Origin of the sequence: Corynebacterium hesseae (genome assembly GCF_037850265.1) — a bacterium.
Taxonomy (GTDB): Bacteria; Actinomycetota; Actinomycetes; order Mycobacteriales; family Mycobacteriaceae; genus Corynebacterium; species Corynebacterium hesseae.
Genome location: NZ_CP137211.1, coordinates 2,051,992 through 2,075,132, shown reverse-complemented (window position 1 = coordinate 2,075,132; position 23,141 = coordinate 2,051,992). Strand labels below are relative to the sequence as shown.

The 23,141-nt window shown below is 53.1% G+C and carries 27 protein-coding genes and 1 tRNA gene; 24 read left to right on the top strand and 4 right to left on the bottom strand.

Translation table 11 applies throughout. The features are described from left to right. Positions 1-13: 13 nt before the first annotated feature. From R3O64_RS09680 to R3O64_RS09665, 4 genes are all read right to left on the bottom strand, one after another. Entirely contained in the window at positions 14-307 is a 294-nt protein-coding gene (locus tag R3O64_RS09680; RefSeq protein ID WP_339016793.1) for a hypothetical protein, read from the bottom strand. 115 nt (positions 308-422) lie between these two features. Next, the gene (locus tag R3O64_RS09675; RefSeq protein WP_339016792.1) at positions 423-932 is read right to left on the bottom strand and encodes a hypothetical protein; all 510 of its coding nucleotides are present in this window, start codon (positions 930-932) and stop codon (positions 423-425) included. A 205-nt stretch (positions 933-1,137) separates the two neighbouring features. Then, the gene (locus tag R3O64_RS09670; RefSeq protein WP_289297272.1) at positions 1,138-1,272 is read right to left on the bottom strand and encodes a hypothetical protein; all 135 of its coding nucleotides are present in this window, start codon (positions 1,270-1,272) and stop codon (positions 1,138-1,140) included. A 2,215-nt stretch (positions 1,273-3,487) separates the two neighbouring features. Further along, entirely contained in the window at positions 3,488-3,628 is a 141-nt protein-coding gene (locus tag R3O64_RS09665) for a hypothetical protein (protein WP_339017567.1), read from the bottom strand. On the opposite strand from R3O64_RS09665, the gene R3O64_RS09660 reads away from it, so the two are divergent. The 24 genes from R3O64_RS09660 to R3O64_RS09545 all read left to right on the top strand — a co-directional run bounded on the left by R3O64_RS09660 (position 3,569) and on the right by R3O64_RS09545 (position 23,140). Further along, positions 3,569-3,721, top strand: a complete 153-nt coding sequence (locus R3O64_RS09660) for an HNH endonuclease (RefSeq protein WP_339017556.1) — start codon at positions 3,569-3,571, stop codon at positions 3,719-3,721. The genes R3O64_RS09665 and R3O64_RS09660 overlap by 60 nt on opposite strands. An 11-nt stretch (positions 3,722-3,732) precedes the next feature. Then, on the top strand, positions 3,733-4,155 hold the full coding sequence (locus tag R3O64_RS09655) for a hypothetical protein (RefSeq protein ID WP_339016791.1): 423 nt from the start codon (positions 3,733-3,735) through the stop codon (positions 4,153-4,155). Positions 4,156-4,317: 162 nt separating this feature from the next. Further along, positions 4,318-4,390, top strand: a tRNA-Trp gene (locus tag R3O64_RS09650). Between the two features lie 81 nt (positions 4,391-4,471). After that, a complete protein-coding gene (locus R3O64_RS09645; RefSeq protein WP_339016790.1) occupies positions 4,472-4,660 on the top strand; it encodes a hypothetical protein in 189 nt (62 codons plus the stop codon). Continuing rightward, entirely contained in the window at positions 4,638-5,435 is a 798-nt protein-coding gene (locus tag R3O64_RS09640) for an N-acetylmuramoyl-L-alanine amidase (protein WP_339016789.1), read from the top strand. Before R3O64_RS09645 ends, R3O64_RS09640 begins: the two co-directional genes overlap by 23 nt. Beyond that, positions 5,422-5,820, top strand: coding sequence for a hypothetical protein (locus tag R3O64_RS09635; RefSeq protein ID WP_339016788.1), 399 nt, complete (start codon positions 5,422-5,424; stop codon positions 5,818-5,820). The genes R3O64_RS09640 and R3O64_RS09635 overlap by 14 nt, the downstream gene beginning before the upstream one ends. A gap of 3 nt (positions 5,821-5,823) precedes the next feature. After that, positions 5,824-6,246: a hypothetical protein gene (locus R3O64_RS09630; RefSeq protein WP_339016787.1), complete on the top strand. Its 423-nt coding sequence runs from the start codon at positions 5,824-5,826 to the stop codon at positions 6,244-6,246. Then, a complete protein-coding gene (locus R3O64_RS09625; RefSeq protein WP_339016786.1) occupies positions 6,243-6,656 on the top strand; it encodes a hypothetical protein in 414 nt (137 codons plus the stop codon). Before R3O64_RS09630 ends, R3O64_RS09625 begins: the two co-directional genes overlap by 4 nt. After that, entirely contained in the window at positions 6,634-8,304 is a 1,671-nt protein-coding gene (locus tag R3O64_RS09620) for a hypothetical protein (protein ID WP_339016785.1), read from the top strand. The genes R3O64_RS09625 and R3O64_RS09620 overlap by 23 nt, the downstream gene beginning before the upstream one ends. After that, complete coding sequence (locus R3O64_RS09615) at positions 8,304-9,722, top strand: phage portal protein (RefSeq protein WP_339016784.1); 1,419 nt, start codon at positions 8,304-8,306, stop codon at positions 9,720-9,722. Before R3O64_RS09620 ends, R3O64_RS09615 begins: the two co-directional genes overlap by 1 nt. Continuing rightward, the gene (locus tag R3O64_RS09610) at positions 9,694-10,527 is read left to right on the top strand and encodes a hypothetical protein (RefSeq protein ID WP_339016783.1); all 834 of its coding nucleotides are present in this window, start codon (positions 9,694-9,696) and stop codon (positions 10,525-10,527) included. The genes R3O64_RS09615 and R3O64_RS09610 overlap by 29 nt, the downstream gene beginning before the upstream one ends. A 48-nt stretch (positions 10,528-10,575) precedes the next feature. After that, a complete protein-coding gene (locus R3O64_RS09605) occupies positions 10,576-11,067 on the top strand; it encodes a hypothetical protein (protein WP_143334369.1) in 492 nt (163 codons plus the stop codon). 14 nt (positions 11,068-11,081) lie between these two features. After that, positions 11,082-12,020: a phage major capsid protein gene (locus R3O64_RS09600; RefSeq protein WP_143334370.1), complete on the top strand. Its 939-nt coding sequence runs from the start codon at positions 11,082-11,084 to the stop codon at positions 12,018-12,020. A 9-nt stretch (positions 12,021-12,029) separates the two neighbouring features. Next, positions 12,030-12,176, top strand: coding sequence for a DUF7302 family protein (locus tag R3O64_RS09595; RefSeq protein WP_185964688.1), 147 nt, complete (start codon positions 12,030-12,032; stop codon positions 12,174-12,176). Next, positions 12,176-12,565 carry a Gp19/Gp15/Gp42 family protein gene (locus R3O64_RS09590; RefSeq protein WP_143334371.1) on the top strand — a complete coding sequence of 130 codons (390 nt, stop codon included), beginning with the start codon at positions 12,176-12,178 and terminating at the stop codon, positions 12,563-12,565. Before R3O64_RS09595 ends, R3O64_RS09590 begins: the two co-directional genes overlap by 1 nt. Before the next feature lie 2 nt (positions 12,566-12,567). Next, positions 12,568-12,924: a hypothetical protein gene (locus R3O64_RS09585; RefSeq protein WP_143334372.1), complete on the top strand. Its 357-nt coding sequence runs from the start codon at positions 12,568-12,570 to the stop codon at positions 12,922-12,924. Beyond that, positions 12,924-13,232 (top strand): hypothetical protein, encoded by a 309-nt coding sequence (locus R3O64_RS09580; RefSeq protein ID WP_339016782.1) that lies wholly within the window; start codon positions 12,924-12,926, stop codon positions 13,230-13,232. The genes R3O64_RS09585 and R3O64_RS09580 overlap by 1 nt, the downstream gene beginning before the upstream one ends. Beyond that, complete coding sequence (locus R3O64_RS09575) at positions 13,225-13,650, top strand: hypothetical protein (RefSeq protein WP_339016781.1); 426 nt, start codon at positions 13,225-13,227, stop codon at positions 13,648-13,650. Before R3O64_RS09580 ends, R3O64_RS09575 begins: the two co-directional genes overlap by 8 nt. Continuing rightward, entirely contained in the window at positions 13,650-14,522 is an 873-nt protein-coding gene (locus R3O64_RS09570) for a phage tail protein (RefSeq protein WP_339016780.1), read from the top strand. The genes R3O64_RS09575 and R3O64_RS09570 overlap by 1 nt, the downstream gene beginning before the upstream one ends. Positions 14,523-14,622: 100 nt before the next feature. Beyond that, the gene (locus R3O64_RS09565) at positions 14,623-14,973 is read left to right on the top strand and encodes a phage tail assembly protein (protein WP_339016779.1); all 351 of its coding nucleotides are present in this window, start codon (positions 14,623-14,625) and stop codon (positions 14,971-14,973) included. Between the two features lie 98 nt (positions 14,974-15,071). Next, positions 15,072-15,347 (top strand): hypothetical protein, encoded by a 276-nt coding sequence (locus tag R3O64_RS09560; RefSeq protein WP_339016778.1) that lies wholly within the window; start codon positions 15,072-15,074, stop codon positions 15,345-15,347. Continuing rightward, on the top strand, positions 15,348-20,651 hold the full coding sequence (locus tag R3O64_RS09555; RefSeq protein ID WP_339016777.1) for a hypothetical protein: 5,304 nt from the start codon (positions 15,348-15,350) through the stop codon (positions 20,649-20,651). A 12-nt stretch (positions 20,652-20,663) separates the two neighbouring features. Beyond that, the gene (locus R3O64_RS09550; RefSeq protein WP_339016776.1) at positions 20,664-21,521 is read left to right on the top strand and encodes a hypothetical protein; all 858 of its coding nucleotides are present in this window, start codon (positions 20,664-20,666) and stop codon (positions 21,519-21,521) included. A gap of 23 nt (positions 21,522-21,544) precedes the next feature. Next, on the top strand, positions 21,545-23,140 hold the full coding sequence (locus R3O64_RS09545; protein WP_339016775.1) for a phage tail protein: 1,596 nt from the start codon (positions 21,545-21,547) through the stop codon (positions 23,138-23,140). Position 23,141: the final 1 nt, after the last annotated feature.

Sequence of the window (23,141 nt, the reverse complement as noted above, 5' to 3'; positions counted from 1 at the left end):
TTGTGATGATGTCTTACAGGGACAGAGCGGATACGTCCCAGTTGTCGTTGAGTACGTCCTGGTAAAGGACGTGTTGTAATACCAGAGCGCCACCTATACGGAGCATGTCATCGCTTAGTAAGGTGAGTTTGTTCATATTGTCTAGCGCGAAGTGAAAAAGCATCTCTCCCAATTTTTCGGACGTGATTCCTTTTTCATTCCATCCCTGTGTGCTGTAAAAGTTCAATTCTTTGAGCGCTGACTCATGCATAGGGGCAAGGACTTTTTCAAGGGTAGAGAGTTGGGTATCAATAACGGTCATGGTCATGCCTTTCTGGCTAGTGGTGTGGTGTGATATGGGAATTTATCCCGGTGAGTCGCGGGAGTTTCGAACTCCAGCATCCCGCTATTACGCGACTCCGTTGGTTGGTGTTTGTCAAGCCTTATAGATAGTCTTCTGGGTCTTCGTCCTCCAACCAATCGGCTAGCTCTTCCAACTCTTCACGAAGACAATTTTCAAGGTAGAGACCTACCGCGATATGAATCGCGTCATCGATAGACCCGGCCTCAGATACGGAACCGAAGCAAGAGTAATAAGCCTCGTCACACTCCGCCTGGTTAGCGGCGTAAAAGTCCAGATAGTCCTGTGTGTAAATCATCGGGTGCGACCACTGCACAGTTTCGTTGATGTAATCATCGCTTTCTCTCAGTTCAGACACTACTTCCTGTAGTTTGTCGGCAAGCGTAGCGATGATGTCTTCCTCGCGAGTGTAGTCCTCGTCATAGTCATCATCGTACCAATCAAGACTTAGCACGTTGATGTTGAACGCATCACTAATGAGGTCTGTCACACGTTCATCGGCGTGAGAGCTTAGGAACGGGAACTTTTTAGCGATACCGTCGTTGAGGTTGGAGTCAAAGTTTGCCAGGGAATCGGCGGTGATGGTGGACATGTTAGGGAAACCTTTCAGGTTGGATTGGTGGTTAAGTGGATTGATACCCACTAGTGGGGATAACCGACGTATGTCGGCTATCAACCTAGCGATTACCAAAGATTAGCAATTGCATCGAACAACGGAGAGTCTAGGCCTAGGCCTACAGTCTCTAGGGCCGGGTGCCAGATTCCGTACAGAACGAAGTCAAGAATCAGATTCGGCATTAGATGAACATCTCCCGAACATCGAACAGTGCGTCTACCAGGGCAGAGTCTTCTTCGAAACCATAGCTAGCCAGAACGCCGGTGTAGTCGCCGTTTACTAGAATGTCAAAGATTGCCTGAAAAAAGTCGAACATTATGATTGTTCCTTTCGTGGATGAAATGATTATTCCTGTTATGCACCGGAGGAGTATTTCCGATACATAATCGGAATAACCGGGGACTAGCTACAACTAGTCCCTAGTAATTCCAATCTCTGTATTTAAGAACAATGAATAAGACTCGATCCCGGTATCGGGGCTAACGTCGCGTAATTCCTGCTGCTTTATGGTCTAGTTATGGCTGGTACCTCCGCGTGGCAGACACCTGTCACACGGCCCATTACACCCCTGTAGTCACAGCTTCCGGCCTACACCTACAGGCAAAGTTTTGCACTAGAAAATTCCATAACCTCGCACGGCGCGGTTTCACTTTTCTCTGCCTTATTCACTATTCAGTTGTTTGTAACTCTAGCTTACATCAGCCGTTGGTGTTTGTCAACTCCACTGTTTGTAGTGTCTGTCACAACCAGACTCTGTAACGCTTTGAAGTTATGAACCATACTGTACCGCGTCCTGTTGACGTTTGTCAACTCGAAACGATGTTGTTTGTGTCACAGCCTTAGTTACAATCTTAAGTTCGCCTTTTGTTCGCGCCGGGCCTCAGCCCGTCGCTAGCAGAGGAACCTGCTAGCCCCTAATCGATGACCTCGCGGCCTCTTTCGGAACACCCATGACTATACACGGCTGCTGGCGAGTGTCAACTCTGGGTGCAAAAGTGCAGGTTAAAGAGTGTTTCTGTGCAACCCATACGTTTGAAACTCAAAGGTCTAGTCATAGTGTTTGCCCAGCTCAACGATGCTTTTCAACGTCGATTCTTCGCAAACAACAGCGCCTGAAACGTCGCATAATCGCAGGTCTCGATAGGTGTCGAGATGCAATAGACCATTGTGAAACGTCGGTGTCGATGCGTTTCCAGGCGGTCGAACTGTTTCTATCAACGCGATGCGTGCGTGATACACCGTTGGTTAGCGTCGATGCAACTCGATACGATGTGTTGTTTCTCACAACCATAGGTTTGTGTCGTGCGTCACGCCGATTAACGTGCCGAAACTCCGTAGAGCGACGAACAGCGGTGTTTGTATACCAATACACCGGAGAGAGGTGTTAGGCCGTCTACGGGGCGGCTAGGGGCCTTAGGCGGCGTGCTGTGGTTTGCACCCCCGCCCCTGGTGTCGATTCCAGTAGGGGACTGGTGAATATAAACATTGACAACTGTTTCGTGTTGTGCTATTCGAGCGTTGAATAATAACGTGTTTGTTATGCAACACAGTGCACAGTGACCGGGGGTACTAGGGCAGGGGACTAGTGAGGGGCACCACTAGCGGGGTACTAGGGAGACCTAGGCCACTAGGCAGGGTGCAGGGTGAGGTAGGGTACTCCGGATACCACTGGGTGACCTTGACCACTGCTGCTAGTAGAGAGTGAGCGGCAACGCACTAGTTTGCACAGAGTGAGTAAGAGCACTTTAGAGCTTGCACTGTGTCGGGCAACACCGGGTTGAGTTTACGTGAGCATTGCCACTTTTTAGGTGTCCCTATCCTGGCTTAGGTTTGACTTAGTAAGGCTCGCCTAGCTTAGGTCACCCTAATCGAACAAGCGTTTTATTCGTTCGAAAAAACAATAGGGGCACCCCCATCATAGACCAGGGGGGGTGCTCCCACCCGTACCCACGGCGACCGGAGCGTATTGCGCCCGCCTGTTTTCTCCGTAGTTTTAAAGCTCACGGGATGAGCGTACTGTTATTTTCGGGGAGTTTCAAGACCTTTCAGAAACTTATAGAACACTTAAGACCCTGAGATAACCTTGTGAACATCGACGATAATACCCTAATCCGGGGGTAAAAAGGGGTAGATTACCTACTTAGGGTAACCTAACCCTCACGTACTATATTAGTGAGGGGTGAGTGAAACGAACCCCGAACGACACCCCAGTCGTTCCGGGTTGCACTCACCCGAGGGGCCACCAAGGGCCCTCGGGAGTTTGGTACTCCCTCGGTCCCGAACGGACTCAAGCTCCGTTCGGAAACACTTACTCAGTGTTCCCTCACTCCGAGGGACCACCAAAGGTCCCTCGGTGGTTTATACCACCTCGGTCCTACCCAAAGAAAGAACCTCGCCTTCGGCTCGGTAAGAAAGAAAGGGTACACGGACCTACGACCAAGGGGTCTTCGGTCCTAAGGAAAGAGGTAACAATGAGTTGGAGTACCAGTGACCGACGAAAGAGGCTTCCGTCGGACTGGTCACGAAGGAGACTAGAAGTCCTCCGAAGAGACCAACACCAGTGCCGGGCCAAGGGGCCCGGCTGTAAAGGAAGAGCAACGGAGGTTGACCACATCCTCCGGGGCGATGACCACAGCCTGAATAATCTTCAGGCATTGTGTTCTGTGTGTCACCGAAGAAAGACACTATCCGAAGCGCAGGCTGCTTCGGCACAAAGGAGATCCAGGAGATTCCGTTCTATCGAATCCCATCCTGGAATGAGATAGGAGGTAATCGAATGGGTACCAGGGGTCCTGTTCCAAAGCGTTCAGAAGAGGTGGCCGGTCATCACCGTAGCACCGAAGAGATAACCAAGATTCAAGCATCCGGTGAAGTTCCGGTTCCGGAGCTTCTTGTTGAAGACCCTCATCCGGTGGTGGTCGAGTTCTGGAAGTCGCTGAAGAACTCGGCACAGTCACAGTACTACGAAGAGTCTGACTGGGCCTACGCCTTGTGGATTCTTCATTTCGCTGACAAGCAACTCAAGTCGGGTCGTCCATCGAGTCAGATGGTGGCTGCGGTGAACTCAGCCTTCACAGACCTCTTGGTTTCCGAGGGAGCCCGTCGCCGGGTTCAGATGGAGATTGAGCGTTCCGAGGCTAAGGCTAGCGTCGTTGACCTTGCTGAGTTGTTCAAGCAGCGGATGCAATCGAGTGGATAAACGATACACGGCGTTTACGGGGCCCAGGAGGCCGATACACGGCCTCTGAGAGGCTCCAAGGGTAAATGCACCCGAGAGCGATTCTAATCGCTTAAAACAGCGTCCTGGGCAAGACGAAAAACTGCCGCCCCTGGCTGAGGCTACTGGCAAGCCAGGGCATGAATGGGCGTAGCTCAACTGGGAGAGCAACGGTCTCCAAAGCCGTCGGTTACAGGTTCGAGTCCTGTCGCCTGTGCGTAAGAGGTCCACGGCGGATACACGATTGGTAAAGCCGCGACTGGGGCCGTAACGAGTTTATAAACGAAGGATGATGATAGTGAACGAGGTTAAGAAGCTTATCCAGAACCTGAGTCTGGAAGAGTGGAAGCAGCTGTACCGATGGGCTCTTCAGGAAGAGTCGGTTCGTCGGGAGAAGGAAGAGCTGCGCCTGGAGATTATCCAGGAGGTTCTAGCCGGTGAGAATCCGGAGGAGGCTGAGGCTGTTGAGCCTGAAACCGAATCCTAACTGGCGCGGGGACCCGACGTTTCTTCCGGAGGTCCTTCGAGCTTTCGGGGTGAAGGTTGTCGAGGCTCCTTCGTGGAAAGAGTACGGCCACGGTGATTTCGGGACTATCCAGGGTGTGTTTGTTCACCACATCGGCAGCAACCGTTATCACTGGTCGAATATCCAGCGTCATCCGTCTCTTGGTCTTTGTTCTCAGATTCACCTTTCCCGCGAGGGTGTAGCCACCCTGGTTGGTGCTGGCATCGCCTGGCACGCGGGTAAGGGCTGGTTCAAGAATTGGCCGACAAACGACGCTAACCGTGTCGCTATCGGTATCGAGGCTGAGTCAGATGGTGTTTCTGCTTGGCCAGCTGCCGAGCTGGATGCGTATTACCGGATTTGCGCTGCGATTCTGTGGTTCCTGGGTAAGCGGGCTACTACGGATACTCTGCTGGCGCACTGGGAGTATTCGCGCGCTGCTCAGGGTAAGTGGGACCCCGGCGCTGGTGACGGAAAGGCCAACCATGTAATGAACATGGAGGTTTTCCGAAGCAAGGTTAACTATTACATCGACAATCCGCCGTTCGCGGCTAGGAAGGAGGACAACGAGGTGGCTTTCGACGATATTAAGCGAGTGTATTCGTCTCGTGTTCACGGTTCGACTTTCAAGGGTCGTCCGATTGATTATCTCCTCAACGCAGACGCTCACGCTTTTGTGTCTCGCGCTAATACGGAGAAGATTCTGGAACGTCTAGAGGCTCTTGAGAAGAAGGTGACCGAGAATGGCAATCGATAATAATTCGGCGCTTCTGGATGCTACCGGAGCGTTTATTAACCAGAGGTTCCAGGAGCAGTCCTGGTTCAAGGAGAACTCGAATTTTATCACCTCTGCCGGTGGTTTTCTAGCAACCTTGGTTGCGTGGGCTGCTACTCAGCCGTTCGCGGATGATGCTCGTGTTCAGGTGGCTATCCTGCTGGTTGGTTTTGTCCTGACCACGCTCGGCGTGAAGGTTACTCCGAACGGTATTTCTAAGTCTCAGATGAAGAAGTTCTCTCAGGCTAATGCGGATTACGTTGATTCCCAGCCGTTGGTGGTTGAGCGTCCGATGTACCAGGATGATGGCCCAGAGAACGCCTCCGATGTCCTCGACGCTATGGTAGCCGAATACAACAAGGCATAATCCATGAATAAGACGTTAATGGCGTTCGCTTGGGTTCTGGCTACGATGCTCGCGGTTCGAGGCTTGGATTATGTTACCGGGGATTCGGTTGCTGCTCCTGTCAAGGTTTCCGAGGGTGCGGAGATGCCGTTGTACTGGGGTTGGGCTTCTCTAGTCGCGGCGGCATTGGTGGTCGGTTCTTTGGTGCTGAAGAAGGCTAGTTTCCTTCAGAACTCGGCGCTTGTTTGTTTCGCTATTAACGCTATGTTCGCTGTTCAGGCGTTTGCTTATCGTATGCTTCCTGTCCCTTGGCCTCCCGAGGATACCCGTTTGGTCACGGACCATATCGGGCACGCTCTTTTGTGGTTGCTAATCGCTGTTGCTCTCTGGTGGAGAGAAGGAGTAGTGCGCCGTAGAGATGCGATTCTCGGGAGGGAGAAGGTGTGACGGACGAGAAGCTTTTTGATTGGCTCACTCAGTCTTCGCCTTCTCAGTTCCTTATTGGTATTGCGATTCTTGTTTTCGGTTCTCGGAAAATTCTTTCCGAGGATAATCTTTCCGAGTCTCTAAGCGGTTTGTCTTGGCCGTGGAAGTTGTTGAGGCGGCACAGGGAGGCTGTTGCTCAGAAAGAGGCTACTGAGTTGCAGGAGCTTCAGGCAGAGGTTCTTCGGTTGACTCGGGAGAAGATGCGGTATCACCGCTGGATGGTTCAGGCTACGCAGTGGATTCAGCGTCTTGACGCTTGGTCTGCTCGGCACGGGCACGAGTTACCTAAGCCTGATTTTGTTCATTGGTTGGATTTTGAGATAAGAAAGGAGCCTGGGAGCGGCGACGATGACGACGATTCAGAGCACTGACCCGTGGGTTATTGGCCCTACCTGGGCTCGAGACGATAACGGGCAGTTTATTCTCCCCGAGCATTCGCTTGGTTGGGGGGTTATTAATTGGCTTTACGAGTATGTCCTTACTCCTGGCGGTCCTAACGCCGGTGAGCCGTTTATGCCGACGCTGGAGCAGGCTCGGTTCCTGGTTTGGTGGTACGCGGTCGATGAGAACGGACGCTGGTTGTATCGTTCCGGTACTCTTCGTAGGCTAAAGGGCTGGGGTAAAGACCCGCTTGCTGGAGCTATGGCGCTTGCTGAGCTTTGTGGCCCGGTCGAGTTCAGCCACTTCGATGAGGCTGGCAATCCGGTTGGTAAGCCAAAGTACGACCCGTGGGTTCAGATTGCGGCTGTCTCTCAGGACCAGACCCGTAACACGTTTACGCTTTTTCCGGCTCTTGTTTCTGACAAGATGAAGCAGGAGTACGGCATCGATATTCACAAGACCTTGGTTTACGACGGTCGCGGTAAGATTATCGAGGGTGTGACTAGTTCTCCGTTGTCACTCGAAGGTAAGCGTCCTACATTCGTTTTGATGAACGAGACTCAGTGGTGGATGGAGGCCAACGATGGCATCGAGATGGCTCGTGTCATCGAAGGCAATGTTACGAAGTCCGCTTACGGTACGTGTCGTTCCCTGAGTATTTGTAACGCTCACATCCCTGGTCAGGGCTCGGTTGGTGAGTCTGACTGGGATATGTATCTCAAGGTTGCTGCTGGTCAGGTTGTTGATACCAATGTCTTGTACGATTCGCTCGAGGCACCTCCGGATACGCCGGTTGGTGAGATTCCTTCGATGTCCGATGACCCCGAGGGGTTCGAGGCTGGTATCGAGAAGCTGAAGCAGGGCCTGGACATCGCTCGTGGTGATGCTAAGTGGCTGGACCTGGACTTGATTGTTTCTTCGATTCTGGATGTTCGTAATCCGGTTTCGGAGTCTAGGCGCAAGTTCTTGAATCAGGTTAACGCTGCTGAGGATTCGTGGATTTCTCCTTCTGAGTGGGATAGGAACAAGTCAGGCGTGAAGCTGGAGCCGGGTGATGTTATCGCTCTGGGCTTTGATGGTTCTAAGTCTAGTGACCATACAGCGCTTGCCGCTTGCCGTGTCGAGGATGGCGCGGTGTTCTTGCTGAAGACCTGGGACCCTGAGAAGTGTCCTGGTGGTGTGGTTCCGCGAGAGGATGTTGATGCTGCTGTTCGTTCTGCGTTTGAGCGGTACAAGGTGGTGGCGTTCCGGGCGGATGTTCACGAGTTCGAGTCCTATGTTGATGAGTGGGGCAGGGACTTTAAGCGCAAGCTGAAGATTAAAGCGTCGCCTGGTAATCCGGTGGCGTTTGATATGCGAGGTCAGCGCAAGCCGTTTGCTCTGGATTGTGAGCGGTTCTTGGATGCTGTCCTCGAGGGCGAGATGACGCACTCTGGTGACCCGGTTTTGCGTTGGTACATTCTTAACGCTCATCGTCACCCGACGAATTACGATGCGGTTTCTATCCGCAAGGAGTCGAAGGACTCGTCAAGAAAAATCGATGGTGCTGTGTGCGCTGTCCTGGCGTTCGGCGCTAGGCAGGCTTACATGCTGTCGAATAAATATCGAGGTAACAGGAGAGGAGGCGTGATTGCGTAGTGGCTGAGTCTGACAAGGTTGAGATTACAATCGATGACGCTATCGCGGAGTTCGAGGACCACCAGCAAGGGTTCGCGGATTCTGAGGCATACTACAACGGCGAGGCCCGTGACCTTGCTATTGGTATTGCTACACCTCCTCCGCTTCGTAAGCTGTTGGCACAGGTTGGTGTGCCAAGGATTTACGTTAACGCTATCGCTGAGCGTTTGATTATCGAGGGTTTCCGTCTAGGCGGTGCTGGTGAGACGGATGAGGACCTCTGGGCTTGGTTCCGGGCGAACCGGCTGGATGTCCAGTCGTATCAGGCGTTTAGGGATGCTCTGATTTACGGTCGTTGTTACATCACGATTGCCGCTAACGGTGATGAGGATTCGGATACCGAGGACCCGTTGCTGGTTCCGGATGTTCCGATTATCCAGGTTGAGTCCCCGAAGTCGCTGTACGCTGAGATTGACCCTCGTACCCGTAAGGTTGTGTGGGCTGTTCGTGTGGTTAAGGACTCGGGCGATGAGACGGTTGCGGCGACGTTGTACACACCAGACCGTACTGAGATTTATGCAAAGACCGAGCAGGGCCTTTCGTTAGAGAACACTATCAATCACGCCCTCGGGGTTGTCCCGGTCGTGCCGATGGTGAATACGTCTGGTTCCGGCGACCTGGTTGGTGAGTCGATTATCACCCCAGAGATTCGCAGCATCACAGACGCTATGTCTCGAGCGATGATGAATATGCAGACGACTTCGGAGCTTATGGCTACTCCGCAGCGAATCATTTTCGGTTCCAGCGTGGATGAGCTTAACAAGGACAATATGTCCGCTCTCGAGCTTTATACTGCTTCGTATATCGCTATCGAGGACCCGCAGGGTAAGGCGATTCAGCTTCCTGCGGCTGAGCTCCGGAACTTTACCGAGGGTATTAGCCATATGATGAAGATGGCTGCTGCTTACACTGGTTTGCCTCCGCAGTACCTGAGTTTCTCGAACGATAACCCGGCTAGTGCTGAGGCTATTCGTTCTTCGGAGGCGCGCCTGGTGCGCACCTGCGAGGCTCTTGGTGCCGTGTTTGGAGATGCCTGGGAACAGGCAATGCGTATCGCGCTGTTGGTGCAAGGCACTAAGTTGACGCTCGACCATTTCCGAATGGAAACGGTTTGGCGCGACCCGGCTACTCCTACTTTCCAGGCTAAGGCAGATGCTTCTCAGAAGTTGTACGCCTCTGGTAACGGCGTGATTCCGAAGGAGCAGGCTCGTATTGATATGGGCTACACCCCGGAGCAGCGCAAGCAGATGGAGGAGTGGGATAAGGAGTCACCTACTGCTCAGATGGCTTCGCTCTACGGTAATCGTCCTATTCCCGATACAGGGGAGGGGGATGAAGAGGTAGATGAAGATGCAGGAGCTGGAGAGGCAGACGGCTAGCACTGTCGCTCCTGTTATGGCGCAGACTACTATGCTGCTTTCCGCTTACGAGGCTGAGGAGGTTTCCCCTCAGCTTTGGAATGCGTTGATGACGTTGTTGTACGAGGTAGTGGAGAAGGCGAGTATCGCTGTTGCTGAGCTTGCTCGTCAGTTTTATGACGAGGAGCGTGCTCGTGTGTTTCCGGGTATCCCTCGCAACGACGTTTACAGGGCTGAGCTTTCGTTTGAGCAGTTTTCCGAGGATATGTCTGAGGTGTACAAGCTGTTTAAGCGGAAGGAGACTACGCCCGAGGATGTTCACCGTGCTGCTCTCAGGGTTGCTAGAAGCATCGAGAATACTGGCAGGTGGACGGTTATTAAGGCTATCGAGGCCCCTGACCCTTACCTGGATGATGACGAGTTATTCGTCGAGTCTGATGAGGGTTTGATTGTTGAGTCTTTGACTGAAGAAGAGGCACTGGCTCGTAGGAATCAGTGGTACAAGGACCAGGGCATACGGCGCTGGGCTCGTGTTGCTACAGGTGCTGAGACGTGTGGCTGGTGCCTGATGCTTTGTTCTCGTGGTCCGATTTACGCCAGCGAGGCTCGCGGTGGCGGGCTGAACGCCTGGCACGACGGCTGCGATTGCAAGGTTGTTCCGGTCTTTGACCTTGAGAATTGGCAGGGCCGTGAACGTTATCTGGCTGCTCTTGAGATGTGGAAAGAGGAGACAGACGGTCATCGGGGAAAGGAAGCTATCGCCGCGATGACTAAGGCCGCTTCGGATGGAAAGTTCCAAAAGTATCTGAAGCAGGTTTCTAAGTAATTTTGATTGCCCTCCAGGCGAGGGCGAAAACCTACCCAGGAGGTAAACATGTCCGAAGAGAATACTGGTGTAAACGAGAATCAGGCTCCTGAAAAGGAGGAGCTCCCACAGTGGGCTCGTGACCAGATTACGAAGGCGAATAATCAGGCGGCTAAGTACCGCACTGAGAAGAACGAGGCTGTTGAGGCTGCGAAGAAGGAAGTAGAGGATTCTTTCGCTTCGAAGATTGAGGAGCTTGAGGCTGCTGGTCAGAAGGCGAATGACGAAGTTACTGCTTCTCGTCACGAGGTGGACCGTATCAAGGCCGCTCTCGAGGCTGGTATCGCAACCGACAAGGTTTTGTCGTTCGCTGATTTGCTCAAGGGCGAGAACCCCGATGAGCTGCGTTCTCATGCGGAATCCCTGAAGGAGTTGTTCGTGACAAACGAAGCTCCCCGTGCGTCAAAGGCTACTGACCCTTCTCAGGGACAGGGTAACAATCACCTTCCGTTGAATGGTGACCCGTTGCTCGAGGCTGTGATGCGAAAGATTAAGAACTAGAACAAGGAGTTTGAATGGCTATTTCGCCTAAGAATCTTGCTACTACCCAGGATTTTTCTGGGTTCCTGGAGCCGAAGCAGGCGGCTCCGATTTTCGAGGAGATGACCAAGCGCTCTCTGGTCCAGCCGCTAGCGAAGAAGATTGAGATGGGCCCGACCGGCGTCTCGATTCCCTTCTGGGATGGCGATGTCCAGGCACACTGGGTAGATGAGGCTGGTAAGAAGCCGCTGGCCAAGGGTGGCTTCGATAAGTTCACTGTTCAGCCTAAGAAGATTGCGGTCATCTTCGCAATGTCCTCTGAGGTTGTTCGTGCTAACCCGCTGAACTATATCAACGTTATGCGCGAGAAGGTTGGCGAGGCTTTCGCTGTCGCTTTCGATAACGCTGTGCTTCACGGTGATTCTACTCCGTTCGGCGCTTACGTTGACCAGACCAAGAAGACGGTCGACCTCACCTCCCCGGACGCTTACGGTGCTACCAACAATGCGCTGAAGCTTCTGGTTAACGATGGTAAGAAGTTCACTGGCGGTCTGCTCGATAACGTTACCGAGCCGGTTATCAACGACGCTCTGGATAAGAACGGTCGTCCGCTGTTTATTGAACCGACTTACACTGACACCAACTCCCTGACTCGTACGGGTCGTATTCTGGCTCGTCCTATTACGATTGCCGAGGGTGTTAAGGGCTCTGGTAAGGATGCTCCGGCTGGCTACTTCGGTGACTTCTCCAAGATTCTCTGGGGCCAGGTCGGCGGTATCTCCTACGACATCTCGGACCAGGCAACTCTGGACCTGTCTGAGGCCCAGGATGGTTCTGGCATGACTTCGCTCTGGCAGAACAACTTGGTCGCTGTCCGTGCCGAGGCTGAGTTCGCGGCTCTGGTTCGTGACCCGGAGGCTTTCGTTAAGGTCACCACTGGTAAGGGTGGCTCTGATTCTAACGTCGCCGCCTAAGGGGGACGTATGAAGCTGGTTAACAAATACAACAAGGGCGAGGTAGAGGTTAGCGACGAGTACGCTGAGCGTCTGCTTCGCTCGGGGGAGTGGGAGAAGCCGGGCGGTAAGCCTAAGGCTACTCGCTCTCGTACTAAGAAAACCGAGGAGGACTAGTGCGTTACGCTTCTCTTGAGGATGTCGAGGTTCGCTTTTTTCGCCCGCTTACCGAGGAGGAGCGTCCATTAGTCGAGGCTCGTGTTCGGGATGCTGAGGATAAGATTCGTCTTCGTATCCCGGACATCGACGCTAGGGTTGTTGAGCGCCCTGAGCTTGCTGGCGTTATCGCCCGTATCTGCGCTGATGCGGTTATTCGTCTGGTTCGTAATCCCGAGGGTTATGTTCAGGAGACGGATGGTAACTACACCTATATGCTGGCTCAGTCTCACGCCGACGGTAAGTTGTCGATTACTCCTGATGAGTGGGAGGACCTTGGCATTCGTTCTGGTGTGAGTATTTTTCACGTTGTGCCTCAGCTCCCGGAGAGCCTCCGAAACGAGGTGTAAGGATGAGTCTTCTAGATAAAGGGAACGCAGACATTCTGCTGTACCCGGAGGAGGTGACCATCTCCCGCGATGGGAATCCCCAGACGCGGGCGGCTAAGGAGCCGGTTAAACTGCGGGTTTGGCTTGCTCCTGTTGGCCAATCCGGTACGTCTGCTAGGCGTGCCGAGCAGGATAACGAGGGTTTTGAGACTGAGAAGGTTATGCGTATGCGGATTCCGCGCGCTAACCAGGACATCGAGATTGGTGCTCAGTCAAAGATTGTGTGGCGTGGACAAACGTGGTCTGTTTTCGGGGATGTTACCGACTACATCGGTTCTCCGCGTACCGCGCATCGTGATTACATGTTAAGGAGGGCGTAATGGCTAGATTGGTCTGGCGTTATCCTGAGACAGGTAAGGACGATGAGCTGTACGAGATTCTGGTCCGTTTCCCCAAGGTGGGCCTGAAGACGGCTTCTGAGGCTAGTAAAATCTATGCTAAGGCTAGTGCGATTCACGCCGTTCACCATGCTAATAACATCGATGACCCTCGCGCTGATTCTCGTATCGAGATGGAGCGTGGTACCAGAGGGGTTGACGCTTTCGTGAAGCTGGTTGACCCTGATGAGGGTGCTTTCCAGATTGAGCATGAGATTAAGGCCCTGCAAGGGGGTGCTGGTCTTGTCTGATTTCGAGTATTTCCCTCGGGTTCAGGAGGTGGTGATACCGATTCTTAGGAAGCATCTTCCTGAGGATGTCATGGTCACCAGCTGGGTTCCGGACATTGACCATCGTACTTATCCGGTGGTTAACGTCCGCCGTGTTGGCGGGTACAGGGATAATCGGTTGCCTAAGAAGTTGGACCTCCCGATTATCGAGGTTACAGCCTACGGCGATGAGAGTATCGAGGATACCGAGGCGTTGTATGCGCGGGTCCTGGACATCCTTTACGAGGCGAAGGATAAGCAAGAAGTAGTTGACACTGGGCATCTGTCGCATGTCAAGGAGACTATGGGCGCTACCCAGTTCTCTTCGTTGTTTCAAGACACCTGGAGAATCCAGGGTCTAATCCAGGTCGGGGTTCGCCCGGCCAGAGAGGATAGCTAATGGCTTATAATGATAACGCGGTCTTTACCGCTTCCACAGGCTACGTCTACGTTGGCCCTGTGGGTACTGCTGCCCCGACCCCGGAGCAGCTTGCTGACTTTGACCCGGATACTTTCGGCGCAAAGTCTTCTAAGGTTACTATTTCCGGTAACCCGACTGGCGGTACTTTTACTCTTACCGCTGGCTCTTCTACTACCACTCCGCTGAAGCACGACGCTACCGCTGCTGCTGTCCAGGCGGCTCTGGAGAAGCTTTCTGGCATCGGTTCCGGTGGTGTCGCTGTTTCTGGTGATGCTAAGAACGGCTACACCGTTTCCTTTATCGGAGAGAACTTCGGTAAGGACGTTAAGCTCACCGCTGCTGGTGAGTCTCTGACTGGTGGTACTTCTCCGGCTGTGAAGGTTGCTACCGCTGATGGCGGTACCGCTCTTGGCTGGGAGCCTATTGGTCACACCGGCCAGGACGACCTCCCCGAGTTCGGTTACGACGGTGGCGATACCGAGACCAAGGGTTCTTGGCAGAAGAAGACCCTGAAGGAGATTGTCTCCGAGGCTCCGGTGGATTACGTCACCGTGAAGGCGCTCCAGTTCGACGAGAAGACGATGGAGCTCTACTACGGTAAGAACGCCTCTAAGACCAAGGGCGTTTTCGCTATCGATGACGCCGGTCAGTCGGGTGTCGAACGAGCGGTGATGATTGTCATCGTCGATGGCCCGTTCAAGATTGCGTTCACCGCAGCTAAGGCTTCTGTCCGTCGTGACGAGTCTATTTCTCTGAGTACCGAGGACTTCTCGGTTCTTCCGCTTCGCGCAACGTTTGTGAAGCACCCTGGTCGTCACCTGTTTGAGTGGACGGCTCCGGCTGCTGCCTAAAGCAGCCACGGGGTCGGGGGTTTCAAGGTAGGTCGCCCCCGGCCCTGTTTTTAGACCTACCTCAGTTTTCTTTTTCTACAACACGATAGGAGACCTACCAATGGCTACCTTTACTCTTGACAACCTCCGCGAAGAGGTTTCCCGCAAGTACGCCCCGACCGTTATCGAGAACGGTTCTGACGTTTACACTCTTCCGAATCTGCTTCAGATGCCGTCTAAGCAGCGTAAGGAAGTCCTGGACCTGATTGATAAGTTCGAGGACTCTGGCTCTAGCGATTACGATGCTCAGTTCGAGGTCTTCTCTGAGATTATCGAGGCCGGTGTAGAGGGCGGTAAGGGCAAGGAGCTGCTCGAGCTTCTCGGGGACAACGCCGCTCTGGTGGTTGAGATTGTCACCTCCTGGATGGAGCGTACTCAGGCGGGGGAAGCAGAGCCCTCCTCCGAGTCCTAGAGGAGACCGAGGGGGCGGTTTACGCGGACTTGCTCAGGTACTACAACATTGACCTAGCTGGTTTGTTTGAATCTCCCCCTTCTATTTCTCCTAGGAAGGTGCTTTTGCTTGTCGAGTGCCTTCCTGCGGAGTCTGTGACGAACGCTAGGTCTCGTGACCTTCCAGAGGCTGCTGGTTGGAGCGTGGACACGTATTTGCTGGCTTCACTGATTGATGCGGTGAGGGAGAATACGTTTACCAATATCCAGGTTCGCACGAAGAAGAGACTTACTCCCCCTGACAGGATTCAGGTGCCCGGTGTTGTTAAGGAGAAGAAACCGAACAGTTTTGTCGCTAAGGCACAACAGTTCCTGAATCAGTTAAAGGAGGAGTAAATGGCCGGTCCGGTATCAGTCGGTACTGTCTATATCAAGGTCAGACCCAATACCAAGGGCTTTCGCCAGGAGGTCGAGCGTGACCTTGCTGGTCTTCGGGATGTCAAGGTTAAGGTTGACCCGAAAACCACTGGTCTTAAGCAGAGGATTGAGCGCGCCGCTGATGGCGCTAGGGCTAAGGTTCGGGTGGATGTTGATAAGAAGCATCTCAAGGACCAGCTGACAGGCATTCAGCGTTCAGCTCCTACGAAGTTGAAGACCACTATGAAGGTGGTGGCTAGCACTAACGCTGCTATCAAGAGCCTTCGAGGTCTCGAGAATTATCTTGATAAGTTCTCTGAGGTTGATGTTTTCGATTTCAACTCAGCCAACGGTGCTGCTGAGCAGCTTCAGTGGAAGATGCTGGGGGTTCGCCAGAGTCTTGCTAAGTCCACTGCGGAGGCTAAGAGTTTTACTGAGCATCTTCCTGGTAAGGACGACATCGAGGAGATTCGTCGTATTGGTCAGGCTCTGGACAAGATGTACCGAAAGAAGCACGGTACTCCAGAGTTCTCTGAGCTCCCTGGTATTCCTGCGCTGAAGCGCCAGACCCGGCGCTGGATGAATCTTTTGCGTTCTCGTTCACGAGAGGCTGCTGATGCAGTGGCATCGCCTTTCCGAAGCGTAGGAGATGTTGTCGGACGGCAGATGTCGTCTGCTGCGGATAAGGCTGGTTCTTCTATTCGCCGCAGCGTTTCCAACGTTGCTAACGGGCTAAAGTCTTCGCCTAAGAAGATTCTCGATGGTGCACGGGACCTCGGGCATTTCTTCGGTACCGAGTTCGAGAAGGGCTATAACCAGAGGGCCGAGAAGGATGGGTTCGGCGGTTCTCTTGCTGAGGATATTGACCGTCTGCGCAAGAGGACTCGGGCGGCTCGTCTTGAGCAACAGCTAACCTGGGATGCTGCCAGGAAGGGTGCTGAGGATTACAAGAGGGCGATGCACGATGCTGATAGCGTTAATCAGCATCACCTAGGCGCTAACCGCGACGAGTTCCAGAAGGAGCTTTATAAGCGGGTTAAGATGCTCCGCGAGTTCGAGAAGGAGTATCAGAAGGCTAACCCTGATTGGAAGGGTAAGAAGTCCTCTAGGAAGGACCAGTTCAATCTCGAGGAGACGACTCGCAAGCTTCGTCGTTTGACGGATACCGAGTTCAATAACAAGCTTCCTGAGATTCTGGACCGAATCCACGAGAAGGCTGAGAAGCTTCGTACCAGCTGGGATACTTGGGATAAGTTCGAGGATTCCATGCGGGACCTTAGGAAGATGACTAAGGCTCCTGTCCAGGGCCCTGAGCTTGGCCCGATGGAGGATAAGGTCCGCGAGGCTATCCGTCTTCGTCGAGAGTACGAGAACGCTTCCCGCCTTGGTAAGGCGCGTATCTGGGCTCGTGATAATGAGCATGTTCAGCGTCTGAATCGTGGTCTCCGGAGCACGGTTGATTACGCTAAGAAGGCTGGCCCTCCACTTCAGCGTTTGGCTGAGAAGGTTAGGGGCATCGACCTTCATAAGAAGCTTTCATCCGGCGCTGATAACGCTAAGCAGTGGGGCCGCTTCCTGAACCCCCTGCGGCATGTTCCTGATTCGTTTAAGAGCCGTAAGTCTTCTGGCTTGTTCAACGGTTTCAAGTCGGGTCTTGCTTCGATGCGGCACGGTATCAGCGAGGGTGTCGAGGGCCTTCGTAGGATGGACCTTTCGTTCCTAAAGGTCCGTAGCAGCGCTGATAAGGCTGGCAAGCAGACGAAGAAGGCTGGCGGTCTTTTCAAGAAGATGCGCAAGTTCATCTACTCCGGTGACCCGAACGCTACTCGCATCCTGGGTATGACTAGTACCGGATGGCTGGTGTCTGCGGTTGCTGCTATCGCGGCTCCTGCGGTTGGTCTTATCCAGGGTGCGTTGATGGCGCTTCCGTCTCTTGCTCTTGCTGGTGCTGCTGCCCTTGGTGTTGTCGCTATCGGTTTCGACGGTATCAAGGACGCTGCTGAGGCGGCTGCTCCTGGTTTCTACGAGATGAAGAAGGCGGTTAACGCCACCTTTAGGGAGCGTCTGACTCCTCAGTTTGAGCAGCTGGGTAAGGTGCTTTCTGCTATCACCCCGAACGCGGTGAATGTCGCTAACGGGCTCTCTGATTTCACTCAGGGAATGGTGGATGCTGTTTCGAGCAGCAAGGGGCTCACCAATATCCAGAAGGTCATGGACCGTACTGGAACGATGATGTCCAAGCTGAAGCCGTTCGCTAACGACTTTACGGATGCGCTTCTTCAGGCCGGTGAGGCTGGTTCTCGTTCGTTCCCGCTTCTTACACGCCAGTTGAATAACTTCGGGCGTAACTTTAAGAAGTACATCGATACGATTTCGGAAGATGGTACTCTCCAGCGCGGTGTAGAGTCTACGTACCGTCTGCTGGGCAGTTTCGGTAACAACATCGGTAAGATTCTTTCTTCGGCATTCGAGGTTTTCCCGGAGGCTGAGAAGGGCTTTACCAAGTTGTTCGATGGCCTAGGCGATGGTCTGGCTGCGATGATGCCAGCGTTTATGACGTTTGGTAATCAGATTGCTGGAGTCCTAGGTGATATTGCTTCAGGTATTGGTAAGGCATTCGACCTTATCGGTGATGATGTCCGCAACCTGCTCAACGGTCTCGGTAACGGTCTTTCTGATGGACTCGCGGGAATCGGCAGGGGGCTTGAGCCCGTGCTCGAGGGCCTCGGCGGGTTTATGTCGGGTATCGCTCCAGGCGTCGAGTCCTTGCTTGGCTGGATTGGTGATGCGTTCGAGTCTCTGGGCAGGGGACTAGCTAACCAAGGAATCGCTGACTCGCTCTCCCGTATTGGTGAGGGTATCGGGGATATTTTCTCCTCCGATGTCGGTCTCGGCAACATGGTGCTGGGCGTCCTCGAGGGTATCGGTAACGTGCTCGGTGTCATGGCCAGTGTCGCGGCTGATGCGTCACAGGCGCTTGGTGATTTCTTCAAGACCGCAGAGAACGATGGTTTCGGTAAGGCTTTCGAGGACGTTGGTAAGAAGCTTTATAACCCTCCGAACTGGAAGGTTGAGGATGTAGAGGCCAGTGTTGGCTTCCTTCTCAAGTACGAGGTTAAAGAGGATAAGCCGCTTGACCATGAGATTTCCAGGGTCAAGAAAGACATTAAGCAGGCTGCTAATCGACTGAAGAAGGTTGACATCGACATCGATGTTGACCCTGCTATCAAGGCCCTCGAGGGTGCTAAGACCGCTGATGAGGTCAACAGGATTGTCGATAGCGTCTCCGAGGAGATGGCTAAGGCTGCTGCTGCCAAGGATATTCGCCCCGACTTCCACTGGGAGCCGAATATCAATGTTGAAGATGGTCTCGCTAAGATGCGTGCCGCGATGGAAGGCCCGGTTTCTCATCTCGAGAACTTCAAGGCCGAGATTGCAGCCGTCGCTAATTCTGTGGCTACTGACCTGAAGATTGATATTCAGCCTCAGCTTGAGGTTCTTAGCAAGACAGGTAATGTTGAAGAGGCTCGAGCGGCCTTGGATGATATTGTCAACACCCTTTCCGAGGGCGCTAAGGCTCAGGGTCACGAGGTTACCATTCCGGTTGACCCTAAGGCTGAGGTTAATCCTGCGGCCAATATCGAGGGCGAGATGCAGGCGGCTATCGAGCCTGCTAAGCAGTCGCTTACCGAGCTGTTCCAGAACATGGGTACCGACCTTAACGCTACGACCTCTAAGGAGCTGGACACAGCTTTGCAGCAGGTCGATACTGCGGTATCCGAAGCTGCTAACGGTATCGGTACGTCGCTTGGTGACGCTCTTGGTGGTGTCGAGATTGACATGACCGGGTTTTCTACCCAGATTTCCACAGCCCTCGGAACAGTCTCTGAGACTATTTCCGGTAAGGTTCAGGAGATTGGTGATAAGTCTGCCGAGGCTATGAGTAAAATCGTTACTGACCTCGGTACTTCGATGGAGGGGATTAGCTCTTCTATTGGAACTGCTTTGGATGGTGCCGCGTCGAAGGTTTCTACCTCGATGGACGGTATCAAGGCTAGCGGTGACACCCTAAGCGGTCTCCCTGGGCAGATTGGCGGCTACTTCTCTGAGATTGCTAGCTCCGCTGATACTCAGGGTAACGCTGCGAAGGACTCTTTCGTTGGCGCTATGCAGGCGATGAAGAATGACTCTATCGCTGCTGCTGGTGAGATTAAGTCCGGTGTTGAGGCAGCTCTGAAGATGGACCTTACGTCTTCGGGTGCTGCTGTTGGCCAGACTTTCGCTAACGGTATCCGCAGCAAGGTTGGTGAGGTTTCTGCGGCGGCTAACGAGCTTGCGGCTGCGGCTCGTAACAAGTTCCCGAACTCTCCGGCTAAGGAAGGTCCGTTCTCTGGTAAGGGATGGATTGACAAGTCCGGTGACGCTATCGGTATCACGTTCGCTAACAGTCTTCGCGGTCAGGTGAAGAATGTCTCTGATGCTGCTTCCGAGCTCACGGGTGCTGCTCGTGCTGAGTTCAACGACATCGCTGTGGCTCCTGAGCCTACGATGAAGGCGTTCCAGAAGAAGAAGGTTCTCGACCCTGTTCTGAAGCATAACGCTGAGCAGTACGCGAAGTTCCGGGAGGCTAACGAGAAGGCCGAGGAGGCTCACCAGAAGCGTCTTGGTCAAATCGCTGAGTCTAAGTCCAAGGATAAGTCGAAGTCCCTGGCTAAGGCTGATGAGGATTACCAGAAGCGTCTTGCGGATAACCGTAAGCGCCTCGAGGAGTCCCTGAAGGACCCTGACTACACGGATATTGACCTTTCGTTCAACTCGTACTGGGTTGGCGGTCTGAAGGAGATGTTCAAGGAGAAGCTGGGCAATCTTGCTCACGACATGGGGCTGGCTGATGCTACCCGTGCTGCTGCTAAGGATGCTATCCGGGTCGGTAGGGAGCAGTTTGGCGACCATCCGATTTACGCAGAGGTCGAGGCGAACATTAACTCGGAGCACTTCGAGTGGACTGTCGAGGAGGCTATTCGTGAGTCTGGGCTTAACGAGGTTCCGATTAACTTTGTTATCGATAACCTGAGCCAGCTCAAGAGGGACCTGAACATGGGGGATGGTGTTGTGTCCCGAGGCATCGATGTCGCTATGCAGTACAACTACAACGACATGGATGTTAAGCGGTACAACGACCACAAGCAGAAGACGGAGGTCCATTATCACGTCGAGGATGTGGATGAGGCTATCCGTCGTGAGAAGCAGCGTGAGCGAAAGCAGATGCTGAAACTAGGTTAAGGAGTATGTTCTATGGAAGCGGTTGTAGAGGTATACGGGTACAACGGCGGTAAGATGACTATCGCTGGACCTGATGCTGGCGCGGAGGGTGTTCACCTCGCGTCTGGTGTTGAGGGGTTGATGGACCCGGAGGTTTCGTTTGTGAAGCAGTCTCCGGGTAATCGCCCTGGGGCTAAGTATATCTCTCACCGCATCCTGGAGCGTACGCTTATTTTTCGCGTCACCGTCCTGAATTCTGAGAAGGATGAGTGGAACGAGCGCGATTATCAGTGGCGTAAGCTGTGGGCTTACGATGAGGATACCGAGATTAGGGTGACTACTCCGGTGTACGGTACTCGGGTGCTTAAGGCCCATCTCGAGGAGATAGAAGTCGATACCGAGTTCGACCCTCACGTTAGCGGGGCTACGGATGTGACTATGACCGTGGTTGCTGATGACCCGTTCTGGTACGCCCCTGATATTGTGCTCGATACCGTTTACAACGAGAAGTCTGGCTGGGAGGCTATCACTAATCGGGCTAATCGTACTCCTAACCGTGTGTATCCGATTATCGAGCTACCAGGCGGTACGCAGTGGAAGATTCCGTCCTGGAAGGATGCTGTTTCTGCTTCGGTTGTTTCACCTTCGATTAATATGCCGTCTCAGGCTTCTGGTGAAGGGTTCTTGGTGAACTTTGACCCTGGTTCTCGCCAGGTGATTAGTACGAAGGGAACTATGGCCTGGGGCCGTATGAACGGGGTGAGATTCCAGGGGTATATCCCACCGGGTAAGACGAATCTGACCCTGAGGTTTAAGCCGTCTTCGAGCGTGTCCAAGGGTCCTCGTGTGATTCTGAAACAGCCGTTTAATCGTCCCTGGGGGTGGGCATAACAGTGAGTATCTACGATGACGCTATGAAGACCCTGGAGGCTCAGAAGAAGCGAATGAGCGAGGATGCTTATGTTCGCCTCTGGGATGGTAACTGGTCTGGGTACATCACGATTAACGACTTCTTCGACCTCTCGATGAAGTTTGTTCGTAACGATTCGGGTGACCTTACTATCCAGCTCCCTCTGGATTCTGAGGCTGCTGAGCTTATGATGAATCCGGATGATTGGCCTACGAAGTCGATGTACATCACTGTTGATAAAGACGGTGCTCGTTGGTCTGGTCGTGTGGTTAATTCTAAGACCGATGTAACGTTCCAGGGGGAGAGGTATTTCGAGCTCACCGCCGTGCATGATTATCAGAAGGCTAAGGAGCTTCTGGTTTGGTCTAATCCGTTTCTTCCTGCGGAGGTTCAGTTCCCGAAGGCGTGGATGTTGTACGGTCCTGCTAGGTGGGCTGTGGCTTCTACGTTGTTTGTGAATCTGCTTCGTAAGAACAATTCGTTGTGGATGATTCCGGATGACCCTTTGGATATAGGGCAGTGGTTCGACCTGGATATGAGCAACTGGAACATGGTTGTGAAGCCGGTGAAGTTCTTTGATGATACTTCGATGCACACGTTTGTGTCTTCGAGGTTCAAGTATTTCCATGATTGTGTCGAGTCCATTATGGCTGATGCCCAACTCACTCTTCAGTGCCGACGGTTTATCAAGGGTGAGGATGAGCCTCCGATTCCGGATAAGGACCTTCGTAACGGTTGCTTGGTCTGGGAGGTTGTGGATAACGCTGGATACAACAAGCAGACTGCGTTTGGTGGTAATTTCTTTACAGGTTTCGACCGTCGTATTCGTCGTATCATGAGCGATGGGTTGACCGAGAAGCTGGATTACGTCGAGACTACCGAGCAACCCGATGAGTACTTTAAGCAAGGGTTCATCGGTACTGTGCCTACGGCACCGTGGGTTGTGTTGATGCACGGCGATATGACGGGTGTTAACGCATTAACCTACGAGTATTCTCCTCCGGGGCCGTCTCAGTTTGTGACTGGTGGTTCTTCGATGATGGGCGTTAACGAGGCGATTAAGGCTAGCATCATCACCGTTGGTGGCATTATCGGTAGTGTTATTGGCCAGTCTCAGATTGGTGCCGCTGCTGATGCTTTGTTAGAGCCGTTGTATTCGGATGTGTTCCTGGCGTTCAAGGCGAATAAGCACCATTCTCGTATCAAGGAGCAGGGTTGGGATTACCCGTTCGAGACGTGGGTTGATGGTGCGGATAAGGCTTATTCCGTCGCTGGCTGGATTGCTATGCGAAAGGCTCTTGAGGAGTCGAGGGAGAAGTTTTCTGTCACGGTAGAGATGGAGAATGGTTCTCCTTATTTTGTTGGACCCGCTGGTTACGGGGATTTCTTCCTAGGTGACCGTGTTGGCGTTCATGCTCTTGGTATGCCCGAGGGCAGGCTCATGGTTGAGCAGGTCCAGGAGCTCGAATACACCCGTAATGCTGATACTAACGGGTGGAAAATCAGTGTTGGTAAGCCCGAGTTTGATTCTGGTATCAGTTTCCTGGTTAACAGGTTCCAGAAGAATACCGAGGCGTTGAAGGAACTAGGAGTGTGGTAAG